Source organism: Clostridium sp. TW13, from assembly GCF_024345225.1.
In the GTDB taxonomy this organism is placed as follows: domain Bacteria; phylum Bacillota; class Clostridia; order Clostridiales; family Clostridiaceae; genus Inconstantimicrobium; species Inconstantimicrobium mannanitabidum.
On record NZ_BROD01000001.1, the window covers coordinates 3,435,307 to 3,450,995 of the forward strand.

A 15,689-nucleotide genomic window follows, 5' to 3' on the forward strand; every position below is an offset into this window, starting at 1 on the left:
CATTACTGACCCGTTGTAATAATAATATATATTTATATTTTCTTTTAGTTACAGCTCACTTCATTATTAAAATTATTTAAGCTTAAACTGATTTATTGTTTCAAACATAACATTAACATTTTGTGATAATTTTTCCGCAGCTGTTGCAACTTCACTTGATGATTCTGACATCTGTTGAGTTGATGCACTTATTTCTTCTGATGAGGCTGCATTTTCTTCTGCAATTGCTGAAGAATTTTCAATTTTTTCTATTATTGCACCCTTATCTCCAGTAATTTTCTCCATAGCCCTACTTACTTTATTTATTTGTGGGATTATTTTTTCTACTGCTTGTACTATTTCTCTAAATGAAACTATTGAATTATCTATTCCTTCTATTTGCGCATTAATTGTACCACTTACATCTTTTGTAGTATTTATAACGACATTTGTCTCATTGGATATATCAAAAACCAATTTAGCTATTTCATCTGATGAGTCCTTACTTTGTTCAGCTAACGTCCTTATCTCATCAGCAACTACCGCAAAGCCTTTCCCAGCTTCACCGGCTCTAGCTGCTTCAATAGCAGCATTTAATGCCAATAGATTTGTTTGATCAGCTATACTGTTAATCAATGAAGTTATTTCATTAATCTGATTTACACTTAACACTAAATTGTTTACTTTTTCCGCTACAGTTTCAAAAGAATTATTCATATTATTAACTGATACTACTAATTCATGTAATTGAGTATTACTGCCATTAGCCATTAAGCTGACTTGTTGAGCTGTAGTATTAACATCATTTATAGATACTAAAACTGTATCTATTGAGTCCCCAAAGTTGTTTAAAGAATTGGTCATTTCAACAAGTCCACCTGATTGAGAAGTAGACCCATCTGCAACTTGAGAAATGGCATTACTTACTTCTTGAGAAGTAGATGACATTTGGTCTGAAACTGCTGAAAGTGAGATTGCCTCCTTATTAATATCATCAGCTTTATTTTTTATTTCACTGATTATCTTGGAAATAGACTCAACTGTAGAATTTAATGAACTATTCATTAATGCAAATTCATTAGTCCCGTCAGTATCTATATCAACATTTAAATTACCTTGAGATACCTGTTTTATTGCATTTATAAATTTCTTCAAAGAATTATTTATTAATGATAAAATTGCTAGAGATAATAAAGTTCCTATTACTAATAGAACTATAATAATTATAATTAATAGTTTTTTTGCATTGTTAAAGTCTTTAGCTGATTTATCCTTTAATATTTCTGCTTGATCTTTATGGTATTGTGAAAGTGCTTTTATGCAATTAGCTAGATTAGTTCCTGCTTTTGTATTTGCATCAACAAAATCTTGATTAGGATTTTTTCCAATAGATCTTATATCCTTTAATTTATCTACAAAAACTGTATAATCAGCAAAACTTTTTTTCAATTCCTTAGCTAAATTTTTACCTTTTTCATCAGGAATTGAAGAAATTTCTTCATCTATATCTTTATTCATAGTTGAAGATAGACTATCCAAAGTGCTTATGTACTTTTCATCAAACTTTCTATCTGTTAATTTAGTTAAAGTATTACGAAGGTTTCCTGATGAACCATCTATCTCCCCAACCCTTGTAGCCCCTGCAAGTTGTATATTAGCCATTTCATTTACATTATTATTAATGTTGTTAAGCTTGATATAACTAATTGAACCAATAGATATTGTTGATGCTATAGCTAAAATAAAAAGTATTATTATCCCATAGCTTACCTTGAATCTTTTAAAGATTTTAATATTTATAAATTTATCCATAATATATTCCTCCTTAGTTTTATTATTAATTAAATCGTAAAAAATTGTAATTCCTTTATCATAAAATAGATACTATGGGAAATTTCCTAAAAAATCATAAAAATACTCAATTATATTATTGTACTAAGTTGGTAACACTATTGATATACAAATATTCATAATCATTTGTAGAAAACTGCTTTCCAAAATAAAAAAGTCTTTAAAATACCTACAACCGTTAATTATTAAAATTAACATTTTCTACAGATATCTTAAAGACTAAAATTTTAATTAACTTACTTCATTACTTTGTATATATAATTTAATTTTATCTATTCTCTTTTCTCTTACTTGCTGTATTTTAAAGATATTATTATCAATTTCTATAGTACGCTTTTCATCCTCGTCTGGTATTTCCCCTATTATATCAATTAGCAATCCACTAATAGTCTCATGACTTTCTGAATTTAAATTAAGCGCTAATTGGTCATTTATATCATCAATTGGAACTTGTCCATCAATGATAAAAGTGCCTTCATCAACCTTCTCTATCTGAGGTTCATCATCATCGTACTCATCTTCTATATTTCCCATTACTTCTTCAATTAAATCTTCAATAGTAGCTATTCCTGAAAAACCACCATATTCATCTATTAAGACAGCGATGTGCCTTTTAGATTGTTGCAATTCTTTAAATAGCTCATCAATTTTTTTACTTTCAGGTACAAAGTATGGTTCGTGTAATATCTCTTTTATATTTACATTCTCAAAGCCATGCTTTCTAGCTTCTATTATAAAGTCCTTTATATATAAGATTCCAATGATGTTATCCCTATCTTCTTCGTATACTGGAATTCTTGAATATTTCATTTGAAGTAACTCATCTAAATAATCATTCAAGGAATCATTTATATCAACTGAATATACATCTATTCTTGGTGTCATAACTTCCCTAGCTATCTTATCATCAAACTCAAATATACTGTTGATCATTTCCTTTTCTGTCTCATTGAAAACACCATCTTCTTGACCAGCTTCCACCAATGATCTAATTTCTTCTTCTGATACTTTTTCTTCTATATCTCCAACTTTTATGCCTGTCATTTTTAATAATAAAGCTGTTGATAAAGTAAGAACTTTTATAAAAGGTGAGGCAATCTTTGAAAGAAATAAAATTGGTTTTACAGCAAACATAGCAATAACTTCTGACTGCTGTAGTGCTACTCTCTTAGGATATAACTCTCCAAACACTAAAGTCACATATGACAAAATAATAGTTACAATAACCAATGCTATTTGACTTCCATAAGGTACATTAACTTTTTCTAAAGCCTTCCCAAATTGAACTGATATACCTGTAGCTGCAGATGCACTGGCAAAGAAACTTGCAAGAGTAATGCCTACTTGTATAGTTGATAAAAATTTGGTTGGTTCTTTAAAAAGTTTTTCTAATAATAGTGCCTTTTTATTTCCTTGTTCAGCCAACATCTTTACTTTATTCTTATTCAAAGAAACTATGGCCATCTCTGCTGATGCAAAAAAAGCATTTATCGCTGTTAAAATAATCAATAATATGATTTGTAGTAAAATACTTGAACTCGATTCCGGGCTCGCTTCCACGTTAACTCCAACTCCTCTTTTTATAATATATATACATTTATATGGTAACATACAAATAATATTCTATCAACGAGAGCATTAATGATAAAAAATAAGAACTAGGCAGTTTTTAAAGGCTTGCCCCAGTTCTTTAGATAGCAGATTACTATTTGTTTATATACCCTCTGTTTTAGTTAAATAATAGCTTTTTTTAACCAAAGTTAATTGTGAACATTTCCCTCACTTTCTTTTCACACAATATTAATTCCTCTTATTTACTGCTTTATATTAGATAATCGCTTTTTCAAAACTCTCAATCAAATCCTCAATATCCTCAAGTCCTACAGAAACTCTAATAAGAGTATCAGTTACTCCAAGCTTTTCTCTTTCCTCTCTTGGTATGGCTGCATGACTCATCTTAACTGGGTAAGATACTATGGTTTCAACCCCGCCTAAACTTACTGCTACTGCAGCATTGTTTATATACTTTAGAAAATACTTTGTTTTCCCTATGTCTTTAAACTTAAATGAAAACACTGCACCACCACCCTTGGCTTGAGACAAATGTACCTCTCTTCCTGGATGCCCTTCTAAACTTGGGTAATAGACCTTTTCTACATCTTCCCTTTGACTTAACCATTTTACTAATGCTTCTGCACTTTTTTGTGCTTCTATAAGTCTTACCTTTAGAGTTTTTAAACCTCTTATAAGTAACCAACAATCTTGAGGTCCAAGTACTGCTCCAAAGGTATTTTGCACTTGATAAACCCTGTCACTTATTTCTTTATCCTTTGTAACCACAAGTCCTGATATAACATCGCTATGCCCACCTATAAATTTTGTGGCACTATGCACAACTATATCCGCTCCTAATTCTAAAGGCTTTTGTAAAAGTGGAGACATAAATGTGTTATCTACAATTACTAAGGCTGCTGATTTCTTTGCAATCTTTACTGCTTCTCTTATATCTGTTACCTTAAGCAATGGATTTGAAGGTGTCTCAAGATATATTGCTTTTGTATTTTCTTTTATTGCTCCTTCAATCTCTTGAAGATTACTAGCGTCAACAAAGGTATGCTCTATAGCAAATCTAGAAAATAACTTTGTCACCGCTCTATAGGTTCCTCCATAAACATCACCACAGATTACAATGTGATCCCCAGCTGAGAAAATACTAAGCACTGAGCAAATGGCTGCCATTCCAGAAGCAAAGGCAAACCCTCTGTCCCCTCCTTCTAACTCAGCAATTAAATTTTCAAGGACATCCCTAGTTGGATTCCCTGATCTTGAATAATCGTACTTACCAAAATTATCAATATCAAATTGGTGGTAGGTTGATGCTTGATATATTGGCGTACTTAGTGCTCCTGTTACATTATCTATACTTCCTTCTGAATGAATTAATAGTGTTCCTGTTCTCATGGTTAAGCCCCCTTTATTGCTCTTTCTAAATCTTGAATTAAATCTTGTACATTTTCTATTCCAACTGACAATCTCAAAAGATATTCATCTACCCCAAGTCTAATCTTAAGCTCCTCTGGTACCTCTGCATGAGTTTGAGTAAATGGATATGTAATCAAAGTATCTACTCCCCCTAAACTTTCTGCAAAAGATACTACCTTAACGTTATTTAGAATTTGCTCCACAAGATTTTTATCTTTAACCCTAAATGATAGTGTTGTTCCAAAGCCTGAACTTTGAGATTTATTTATTTCATATCCATCACCATCTTCTAAACCAACATAATACACATCTTCTATTTCATCTTGTTGTTTTAACCATTTTGCAATAACTATAGCATTTTCTTGGCCTCTATCTAATCTAATATGCAAGGTCTTTATGCCTCTTAATACAAGCCATGCCTCAAAGGCTCCTAAGGTTGCACCTGTAGATTTTTGAATAAATCTTAATCTTTGTATCACTTTTTCATCATTTGCAACAAGAAAACCTGCTAGTAAATCATTATGTCCGCCAAGATATTTTGTACCACTGTGAACAACTAAATCAGCTCCCAACTCTAATGGCTTTTGATAATATGGAGTTAGAAATGTATTGTCCACTATTAGAAGCAAATCATTCTTCTTAGCAATTGCACTTACTCCTCTTATGTCTGTTACTCTCATAGATGGATTTGATGGAGTTTCTATGTAAATTGCCTTTGTACTTTCCTTCACTGCTGACTCTATAGCTTTTAGGTCTCTAGTATCAACAAAGGTTGCCTCTATGCCTAATTCATGATATATCTCACTAAATAATCTAAAAGTACCCCCATATAAATCCTCTGAAACAATAACATGATCCCCAGCTTTAAAAAGATGGATGCTACAAGTAATCGCTCCAAGACCTGTAGAAAAAGCTAAACCTTCCTTTCCACCTTCCAGATTGGCAACAGTCTTTTCTAGCTCCTCTACTGTTGGATTTTGTAGTCTTGAATAATCATATCCAGTACTTCTGTTTAACCCCAAATGTTTAAATGTTGCTGTTTGATAAATTGGAAAACTAATTGCTCCAGTTCGTTCATCTCCACCTGAAGCTCCTCTTACCGCCTTTGTCTCGAATAAATGTTTTTCACTCATTTTTTTGCCCCCTTTATTTTTTGCATCAAAAAAGCCACTTCTTTAGATAAGAAGTGGCTAAAAATAGTCATAATTATAGACATAACGAGTCTATTACTCTTCTTATCTGTCAGGATAATCCTGCAGGATTTAGCACCACATAATATTAATGATCTATTACAGGTTGCTGGGTTTCATAGGGCCAGTCCCTCCACCGCTCTTAATAAGATATTCAATATTAAATTTTATTTTATAACTGTAACAATATAATTACGTTTGAGTTATTAGATTTAATTATAATCTTATTGAATGTATTGTCAAGAACTATTACACTTAATAGGTAAATTAATATAATTTATTATAAAGATACACTGTGTCTACTAAATAGAGTAGCTAAAGATGAAAATATAACTGCAAATACTAGCAAAACGATTAATGACGAAATGATGCGATCACTTCCATTTTCTATAAACCTAGTCCCTTTTATCATCCATCTTATTGGCGTAATATTGCTAATTGCTTGAAGTACTGTTGGCATTTTTTCATAAGGAAGAAATCCTCCTCCAATTAAAGCTAAAATGAAACCAATAGCTGATGAAAACATATTAGCATATAAATCTTTTTTAAATAAGCATGCTATTAAGGTTCCAAAGCTTGTGGTAACAAGTACTATAACCAACCCAAATAGCAGCAAATTCAATAATGAAATATTCATATTTATTTGTAACATAGTTGCTAATATAAAAGTTACTGCTAACTGTATATAGCACAAGCAATAATTAAACAAAACGTTCCCAATAATATATTGCCACCTTTTGTTTGGTGATGATTTATACCTAAATAAGATATTATCCTCTTTATCTTTAATAAGTAATGCCCCATTAACTACTGCCATTATTAACAAGACTGTAGATAAAAGTGATACTACATTTTCAGCTTTTGATAGTTGCCCTTCTGTTAGAGATTTATTAATATCTTTAAAACTTATAGGCTTATTTGTTTGTATTGTTCCTTTAATTAAGTCTTTAACTACAACAAGTGTATTTTCCTCTTGTGATGTATATATTGTAAAATATCCATCTATATCTGCCAATACTTGCTTATCTATTGGTTTTTTCACTGTAATAGATGCAGCATATTTTCCATTTAATATATCAGTATTTATGTTTTCTTTATTTGCTTCTTTTATATTAATTCCTTTCGTAGACTTTAATAACGATATTAAATTTTCTGTATTTTTATCATGAAAATCATTAATTAATGCTATATTAACAGAGATTGCTGAAGAGTTACTGATAACTATTGATAATAATATTACCACTATTGGTAATAGAAGATTTATAAAAAACTTTCTTTTATCTTTTAAACTTCTTTTCAAATTTGTTCTAAAAACCAATAACACGATATTCATTATAGAAAAGCCTCCTTTTTAAAAGTTACTACAGACAATAATGTGAAAAATGCTCCTATTACAATTGTTACTATAGATACATTAATGTATAATGACAGATTGTTGTCATATAACATTTGCATTACTGCCCTATTTGCCCAAGTTAAGGGTGATATATAACTTAACTTTTCAAATGTAACACCTAATGAACCTACTGGGAAAAAAGCTCCTCCTAAGAACCCCATTAAATTTAACGGAATCATCAATACAGTCTTTATTCTCTTGAAATCTTGAAAACTAATTCCAATAAAAATTCCTATAGCAGTTATCATAAATGTTTCAAATGATAATAAAGCTGCTAATTTATACAATCCTTGTCCTAATTTCAGGTTCAATAAAAATTGTAATATTACTAATAAAAATACATTGTATAGTGATACCACTACAAAGGCTGAAATCACCTTTGAAATTATAATACTTCTCTTATTAATTGGTGAAATTAAAAATCTATAAGAAACTTTATTTATACTTTCATCTTTAGCCAAATATGCCATGGTAATTATAAAATTCAATATAAAAAATGGTAATGTTACTATGGTGTAATAAGTATATGAAGTTATATTTTTGTCTCCCGTAAATAACTTTGAAGATATATAACCTAGAAGTAATATCGATACCATTGGATAAATTATGCTATATATAAGTAAAAAGAAATCCTTCATTGTTCTTTTAACATAAAAATGTGTTAAAATTCTAATTTCATTCATAATCTTTCCTCCACTAATCTCTTAATGCCTTTCCAGTCAAGTTTAAAAATATCTCTTCTAAAGACGTTTGTTCATCTTTATTCTTAGAATACTTTTGTTTAAGTTCCTCCTTATTTCCTTCCTCAATAATTTTACCTTCATCCATTATTACAATTCTTGAACATACTGCTTCTACCTCTTCCATATAGTGAGAAGTATAAATTACAGTAACTCCAGATTTATTTAAAGTCTTTACTTCTTCTAAAATATGATTTCTTGACTGTGGATCAATACCAACAGTAGGTTCATCCATTATAATCAACCTTGGTTTGTGAGCTATAGCACAAGCTATATTTAATCTTCTTTTCATTCCACCAGAGAATGAAGGTGGATTCTCATGCCTTCTATCCCAAAGCTCAACAAACTCTAATGCTTCTTTTACACACTTCTTAAGTTGCTCACCTCTTATCCCATATAAACTACAAAAAAACTTTACATTATCATAAGCGGACAAATCATTAAACAAAGATAAATCTTGAGGGACTACTCCTAATGATTTTTTGAACTTTTTATCAATCTTTCTTATGTCTTCCCCCATATACTTAATCTTTCCTTCATCTGGTGATAAAACTGTTGAAATCATATTGATACTTGTACTCTTACCAGCTCCATTTGGTCCTAAAAGACCTAGAACTTCACCTTCATTAATCCCAAAAGAAATACCTTGCACAGCTTTCTTATCTTTATAACCTTTTTTCAAATTTTCTACTTCTAATATTCTATTCATTTCTATCTCTCCTTATATATATTTGAGTATTTAGCACTGAATATTCAATCTTGGATATCTAATCATAATAAATGGGCTTCCGCCCTATTTATGTATCTAATTATCATTTTGATTTTTTAGCAAATTAACTATCTGATTAACCAAATCATCTATTTGATCCGGATTATCTTTCATCCTTTTCTTCATGATATCTAAATTCTTTTGAAACTCTCTATTCATACTGCAAGTTCGTTTATCATCAATCTCTTCAAATGCTATAGATTTAATTAAATTTTCTTGTCCACCACTTATTATCATACATTTATCTAATTCTTCTAATAAAGCTTCATGCCACTTTATCTGATTTTCTAAGTTAGTTATTGATATATCAAAAGTTAAGATATCTAGTTTTGTGGAATTATCAAGAACTTTAACTTCTTTGCCCTGTTTCCACCAAGTAACTTGAGCTTTTAATTCTTCAATATGCTTATTTACAAGCTCTATTACTTCTTCCTTAGGAAGCTTGTTTATAAAAGTCCAACTCTCAAATTTTTCTGATTCAACTGGCCAGATTGGCTTTAAAAGTTCTTCTTTAGTTAGCTTTACTAATTCTTGCTCTCCTTTTTTATTAATACCATAGATTTTTCTAACTCTCGCTCCCGTTCTTTCTTCTCTAACAGTATCAATAAATCCATCTTTCTCTAAGCTTGCTAAAGCATAATATATAGAGCCTGATTTGACCTTCGCCCATTTATCAATGCCAACAAATTCTACAAACCTTTGTATCTCATATCCATGTGTTTCTTTCACACTCAGATAATACAGTATAAGTGCCTTTACCATTTTTACCTCCATAATATCCAAGACTAAATATATTTTCATATTATACCTATACTTGTATATTGTCAATAAAATATTTAGATATCTGAAAATAAATACCAATTCCAAATATGGGATGGATATCTTTAGTTGGCAAAAAAACAGGCTCCGCAGATAGCAAGGCTGTCTAAGCATTCTGTGGACGAGTAGAAGGTCAAATAGACTATCATATGGACTTATCTATTTTTTAAATATGACTTATTTCCATATGTCTAAAAAGCAATAACATATAATATTACAAGTGCTAAAGAAATAATAAACCTTATTATGTGGTGCTTAATATTTATATGCCCATATAACTTAAATCCGTTGTTAATAGCTGCAATATGAATGCATAATAAGCCTAAAATTAAAACCCAAGTTGTCTCCCTGTCCACAAGATATCCCATGTCAATTGCTACAATTACAAGAGCTGCCCCCACTGCCATCAATATATTAGCCCAAAGGTTAACCTGTTTCTTTTTAAGTTGCAGAACACATGGAATTATTGTTAATCCACCATAGGTTATACCTAAACAAAATACAATCAATTGTAAGAACTCCATAAAATCCTCCCTCTCTTAAATTTATAACTTAAATTTTTTTCAACATCTTACTTATAACCTTTTCAACTTCTCTATCTATCTCTATTTGTTCTTGCTCTTGCAATCTAACATCTAGCTCAATCTCATCCATTAAATCAATTGTATATGACCTTGCTGGAGTCTCACTAGTTTCAATTTTAATTAATTCCCATCCAACTTCTTTTAATAACTTCCTTATGCTATTCTTAAAGAACTCACAGATATTTTCTAATGTAGGATTTAGCGAACTAAATGGCTCTATTTCATTTATATATTTATCTTGATATTTATGTAGTAGCTGCTCAATTCTTCGTTCAACTTCATGAAATTGTATAAATCTATCGTTTAACTTTATTGTATCAATCATTATTTCCCAGGTATGAGGATGACTTTGACCAAGATTACCGTTAATATATATTGCATGACTTGCATTTAAATAAAACTTAAACTTATATTGACTGTATTTCAATGCTAATTCATCTACTTTCTATAACTCTTTTTATATATTTTATAGGATTGTGTATTTTTATTTTCTCCATCCTTACCTATTAGCACAATTAACTTAAGACTGTGAAACTGTCCTAGAAACTTTAGTTTTATTTCTTCTAACATTATGCAACTTTGGTCCTTATCTGCATCTAATAGTATAATTGAAAATTCATCTTCACTTATTCTTGAAATTATTTTATTTTCAAAAGAAATCTCTTCTAATGACTTAGCTATGTCTATAATATAATCATTCTCTTTGCATTTACTTTTATCAACTATAAACGTAATAACTCCTATGGATAATCGTTCTCTTGAATTTAATATACGTATAGTTGAATCAAAAAACTTACGATTATATAATCCTGTCAATTCATCTATTATTATATTCTTCTCTGATTCATTTAAATCCTTATTATCTTTCTCACTATTTTCAGTCAATATTATGCTCTTTTCTCTTATTAGATTATTACCAAGTTCTATCTTCTTATCTTTTTTATTCATGGTTAAGGTATACGCTATTATGCTAACTAAAAATGTTGCAGTAAATAATCCCATGATGATATATAGGTTTATATTATACTTATCTATTTTCGCATAACTAATTATATAATTTTCTGAGGTACTTAACCCAATAACATAATTACTATCATATGCTTTAATAAAACCTATTGAAACCACTTTATTTTCACCATTTTTTTGTTCTGAATAATTTGTAGTTCCAAACGTATTTTTAGAAATTGCTTTTTCTAAGTTATTAATATACAATCCTCCACTATTTCTAAAATACTTCAACATTCCTTTAATATTCTTTGCTTCAAATAAATTAGTGGTTTCTTCATCTTTATAATAAATAAAATCCTTGTCATTACCAAAAAGCCAATATCTGCTTCCCGAATTTTCAGCCTTTTTGACAATATCATTTACTACTTTTTTCTCAAAATCATTTTTTGAAGTGCTAGTTTTCAAAATATCTTTAATTTTTTCATTTTGCTCCCTTACAAGCATCTCTTGTTGAGAAGCAAAAAATTCTATAACATTCTTTTTATTTTCTTTCATTTGAGTTAATAAAAAAAATATTAATATACCACAGAATAAAACACTTAGAATAGAGAATTTTGTCAATCTAATAACGTCTTTACTTGCTGTATTTTTTATCTTTTCAATCATTAATATGACCTCTTTTTCTATTTACTATGTCTTCTCCAAGTCCATGATTTATTTACAAAGTAATTCCATACTGTTGATAACATAATAGAGAAAGTATTTGCTATAATGTAATTAACTTGGGAATATAGCTTAAGTATATTTAGTATAAATACATTAATTATAATTCCAATTATGCTAGTAATAAAATTCTTACTCATTCTCTCATTTAACTTTGTCTTTTTAATATCTCTCCATGTAAATAAATCATTTAATATAAAATTAGAAATCATAGCTATAAGTGCAGAAAAAATAGCTGAACTGATAATGCTAAAGCCCATATTAACTAAAATCATATAAATTATTAAATTAATTATTACCCCGGAAACTCCAACCATACAAAATAAAATAAACCTAATATCTGATGGACTATTTAATAAAAGTCTTGCTACATGCCTTAAATAATTCCATTGTTCTTTTAAAGACATCTTTGATTCTCCAGCTTTTCTACTTTCAAATTGATAAGGGATTTCTACTACCTTATCATATTTGCCCTTAACTAATATCTCCATAAGTATTTTCCATCCAATAGGATCTAAATCACAATTATTTACAACTTCTTTTCTAAACATAAAGTATCCACTAGTTATGTCACTAAAATCTCTTAATTTTTTTATAGAAATCTGCCCTATTTTCCTTGCTACATAGGATACAAACTTTCTTACATTATCTAATCCACCATCATCTCCACCTTCAACAAATCGGCTTGGAATGGCAATATCAGCCCCATTATTAATTGCATTAATCATCTCACGCAATATTATAGGATTATGTTGTAAATCTGCATCCATAACTGCTATTATATCCCCTTTAGCCATTTTAAAACCTAAAATAACAGCTGTTGCTAGTCCTCTTTCATTATTTCTATGGTAATATCTTATTTTTTCATCATTCTCTTTTAATTTATTTAATATATCTACTGTATTATCTTTACTATCATCCACAAATACAATTTCATAATCATACATATTCATACTGCTTTGTATTTCTTGAGATATTATAATAACATTTTCACCTTCATTATAAGTTGGTATAATTATACTTAACATTTCATCCTCCGTAAAAAAGTTGTTATGCATCTAAAAGCATATAAAACTATGTGCTTTCAGATGCTTTATTCTTATTATTTACAATGGATGCTATATTACTCTATTTATGATTTATAATACTATTTATTTTTTTTCTTATTGAGTTTATAAACAAAAAATCAGACTTAATTATTGAAGTAAATCCTCTCCACTCTTCTGTAAGTGTATTAGTTTTCCACCTTCCTTCACCTCTGATACAATTAATAATTCCAGCTAGCCTAATCCAAAACACTATAAAATTAAAAAGAGGCAAAATAAATATTATGTACCATTTAGAAATATAGTATTTTCTTATATTTCTAAACTTCTCTAAGTATAAGCAAATGTTTAAAAAGTATAGAAAAGCTGCAAGAATATAAAGTAAATACAAAATAATAACAGATCCAAATATAAGCCTCATAGGATAATTAAGAAATACAAGACATATTAATGCAAAATACCATATCATCCTTGGAAAAGCAAAAGTATGGTCTATCATTAGAAGCCTAACCATGAAATTAGAGAAGAAACCTTTTGTAGCGGATAAGTTCTTCTTCAAGAACATATGAGCAACCTCAATTTCTCCCCGCTGCCATCTTTGCCTTTGAGTATATAGCTTATCAAAATTTTCTATAGGTTCCACAAAAAATAAAGCATTTTCACACATATGTATATTCTTTTTAAGCAATTCTCTTACTTGAAAAGTTACTTGCGTATCTTCGCAAACTGTATCAGTGTTATATAGTTGTGTCTTTAGAATAGTAGACTTTCTAAAAGCAGAAAATGCCCCTGACAGAGTGTAAATATTATTAAACTCTGATTCAAAATTTCTTCCTGCCAAAAACGCTTGACAATACTCAAAAAACTCAGTTCTTCTGAGTAGCTTCATCCAAAATCCCTTTGTTTTTTCCACTTCATTGTAGTCTGATAATATTGCGCCTGTTAAACAATCTATATTTTTATTTTGTTCAAACCTAACTGCTATATTTTTAATTGCATCTGGATGCAGCTTTCCATCACTATCAATATGTACTATATATTTGCCTTCACTATTAAAAAGTGCCATATTAAGTGCTTTAGATTTACCTTGCTTAGCATTTAACCACTGCATTGATAACTCCTTAAACTCGTTTTGACACTGAGTAAATACATTAAAGCTGTCATCTTTACTTTCATTATTAACAACCATTATGCTTATTAGAGAATTTGGGTAATTTGATAAATATATAGACTCTAAACAGCCTCTAAGAGTATCCGAAGAATTATATACTGGTACTATTATTGTTATTTCCGGAAGCCTTATAGGTTCTTTTGAATTATTTAACAAAAATCTCTTTTTTATCAAAATTACAAAACCAAATAAAGATGGTGCAATCTCTATAATCAAGGGAATAATAACCCAAGCCATCCAAAATACCATTTCACTTGATAATCGTTCAAATATCATCTCCATAATTAAAGTTTCCCACCTTCTGCCTTATAACTTGGGATTTTGTAAAAACATAAAAGTATAAAATTACTGATAAGACATAAAATATTATCCTTCCAAACACTGTGTGAGCAAGATAAAATACATTATTTCCAAAGAAAAATATCATAGTACAAATGGCAAAGATTCTAAACACATTGGCCATAAAAATCCACACAATACCACCTATTGTTATTATAAATTTTTCAAAAAAATTATACACAGGAAAGAACCACAACATAGATGAAAATGCCATAATTTCAATTATTCCAGAACATTCATAATCAATATATAGAGAAATTGATGAATCATTTTGCGTTATGAAAATCATTCCGTATTCATAATAAGATTCATACATTTTAGTTATTTTACCTAATATTCCTGTACCAGCTGCAACAATTTTAGTTAAAGGTAATGTTGCTACAGGCTGAAGCCATATCATCATAAATACAAATAAACCAACACTTCCTATGCAAAATTTAAAAAAATCAAGTTTTGCTCTCTTGGTAACCCACAATATGTATATCCAAATTATAAAAAATAATATATGCAATATCATGATTTAATCTGCTTTCTTTTTTTCTTAAAAAACAAATATCCACCTAATGCAATTAAAATTGATATTCCTATTCCTAAGAAAGGTGCAGTACTAGTACCAACAGCAGTAACCCATTGCGGCCCTAAATTAGGTGAATTAAATGATATGCTATTGCCATTAGCATTTTTTTGTATGGCTGCAATTGGTATCTGTATTTCAGCCTCATCTGATTTAAAACCTGCGGTAGAAGCCAAGCTATATCTGGTTATATAAGCATTACTATCCTTAACTATGGTCCAGCCGTCTTGATTTCTAACTCTTAATTGATATCTGCCAACACCAATATTATCTCCACCTTCAATTAGAAAAGATGTCTGGTTTCCTTCATATCTAAAATTATAGTTATATCCATTAAATTTTGTATATGCAGCATCATTCATCTTTATATATAGATAAACATAATTATCATCTATCAACATTGATACTTTATTAGAATAATTTTTATTTCCATAATGCAGATAACTAATAGGTTTATCAAGCCAATCATCATAATAACCATCAATTTTTATTGGCATTCTAAGTGTAGAAGCTCCTTTGGGTAAAATTGTGAATCCACGCACTAAAATTCGTTTAACTACTATCCCCATTCTTTAATG

15 protein-coding genes and 1 riboswitch are annotated in these 15,689 nt (G+C 29.4%); all 15 genes read right to left on the reverse strand.

Annotated features, from left to right (window positions below):
* Positions 1 to 72: 72 nt before the first annotated feature.
* Positions 73 to 1,791 (reverse strand): methyl-accepting chemotaxis protein, encoded by a 1,719-nt coding sequence (locus OCU47_RS15865; protein WP_261829584.1) that lies wholly within the window; start codon positions 1,789 to 1,791, stop codon positions 73 to 75.
* 270 nt (positions 1,792 to 2,061) lie between these two features.
* The gene (locus OCU47_RS15870; protein WP_261829585.1) at positions 2,062 to 3,390 is read right to left on the reverse strand and encodes a hemolysin family protein; all 1,329 of its coding nucleotides are present in this window, start codon (positions 3,388 to 3,390) and stop codon (positions 2,062 to 2,064) included.
* A gap of 267 nt (positions 3,391 to 3,657) precedes the next feature.
* Positions 3,658 to 4,791 carry a trans-sulfuration enzyme family protein gene (locus tag OCU47_RS15875; RefSeq protein ID WP_261829586.1) on the reverse strand — a complete coding sequence of 378 codons (1,134 nt, stop codon included), beginning with the start codon at positions 4,789 to 4,791 and terminating at the stop codon, positions 3,658 to 3,660.
* Between the two features lie 2 nt (positions 4,792 to 4,793).
* A complete protein-coding gene (locus tag OCU47_RS15880; protein ID WP_261829587.1) occupies positions 4,794 to 5,945 on the reverse strand; it encodes a trans-sulfuration enzyme family protein in 1,152 nt (383 codons plus the stop codon).
* Positions 5,946 to 6,044: 99 nt separating this feature from the next.
* A riboswitch (SAM riboswitch) is annotated at positions 6,045 to 6,154 on the reverse strand.
* Positions 6,155 to 6,282: 128 nt separating this feature from the next.
* On the reverse strand, positions 6,283 to 7,335 hold the full coding sequence (locus OCU47_RS15885; RefSeq protein WP_261829588.1) for an ABC transporter permease: 1,053 nt from the start codon (positions 7,333 to 7,335) through the stop codon (positions 6,283 to 6,285).
* Positions 7,335 to 8,081: an ABC transporter permease gene (locus OCU47_RS15890; RefSeq protein ID WP_261829589.1), complete on the reverse strand. Its 747-nt coding sequence runs from the start codon at positions 8,079 to 8,081 to the stop codon at positions 7,335 to 7,337. Before OCU47_RS15890 ends, OCU47_RS15885 begins: the two co-directional genes overlap by 1 nt.
* Before the next feature lie 13 nt (positions 8,082 to 8,094).
* Positions 8,095 to 8,847, reverse strand: a complete 753-nt coding sequence (locus OCU47_RS15895) for an ABC transporter ATP-binding protein (protein WP_261829590.1) — start codon at positions 8,845 to 8,847, stop codon at positions 8,095 to 8,097.
* A 96-nt stretch (positions 8,848 to 8,943) separates the two neighbouring features.
* Complete coding sequence (locus tag OCU47_RS15900; RefSeq protein WP_261829591.1) at positions 8,944 to 9,669, reverse strand: PadR family transcriptional regulator; 726 nt, start codon at positions 9,667 to 9,669, stop codon at positions 8,944 to 8,946.
* A 248-nt stretch (positions 9,670 to 9,917) separates the two neighbouring features.
* The gene (locus OCU47_RS15905) at positions 9,918 to 10,250 is read right to left on the reverse strand and encodes a hypothetical protein (protein WP_261829592.1); all 333 of its coding nucleotides are present in this window, start codon (positions 10,248 to 10,250) and stop codon (positions 9,918 to 9,920) included.
* Between the two features lie 28 nt (positions 10,251 to 10,278).
* Positions 10,279 to 10,737 (reverse strand): 6-carboxytetrahydropterin synthase, encoded by a 459-nt coding sequence (locus OCU47_RS15910; RefSeq protein WP_261829593.1) that lies wholly within the window; start codon positions 10,735 to 10,737, stop codon positions 10,279 to 10,281.
* Positions 10,738 to 10,748: 11 nt separating this feature from the next.
* Complete coding sequence (locus OCU47_RS15915) at positions 10,749 to 11,924, reverse strand: diguanylate cyclase domain-containing protein (protein ID WP_261829594.1); 1,176 nt, start codon at positions 11,922 to 11,924, stop codon at positions 10,749 to 10,751.
* Positions 11,925 to 11,941: 17 nt separating this feature from the next.
* On the reverse strand, positions 11,942 to 13,009 hold the full coding sequence (locus OCU47_RS15920; RefSeq protein ID WP_261829595.1) for a glycosyltransferase: 1,068 nt from the start codon (positions 13,007 to 13,009) through the stop codon (positions 11,942 to 11,944).
* Positions 13,010 to 13,109: 100 nt separating this feature from the next.
* Positions 13,110 to 14,480 (reverse strand): TIGR03111 family XrtG-associated glycosyltransferase, encoded by a 1,371-nt coding sequence (locus tag OCU47_RS15925; protein ID WP_261829596.1) that lies wholly within the window; start codon positions 14,478 to 14,480, stop codon positions 13,110 to 13,112.
* On the reverse strand, positions 14,464 to 15,054 hold the full coding sequence (xrtG, locus tag OCU47_RS15930; protein ID WP_309297455.1) for an exosortase family protein XrtG: 591 nt from the start codon (positions 15,052 to 15,054) through the stop codon (positions 14,464 to 14,466). The genes OCU47_RS15925 and xrtG overlap by 17 nt, the downstream gene beginning before the upstream one ends.
* A complete protein-coding gene (locus OCU47_RS15935) occupies positions 15,051 to 15,680 on the reverse strand; it encodes a Firmicu-CTERM sorting domain-containing protein (RefSeq protein WP_261829597.1) in 630 nt (209 codons plus the stop codon). Before OCU47_RS15935 ends, xrtG begins: the two co-directional genes overlap by 4 nt.
* Between the last annotated feature and the right edge of the window lie 9 nt (positions 15,681 to 15,689).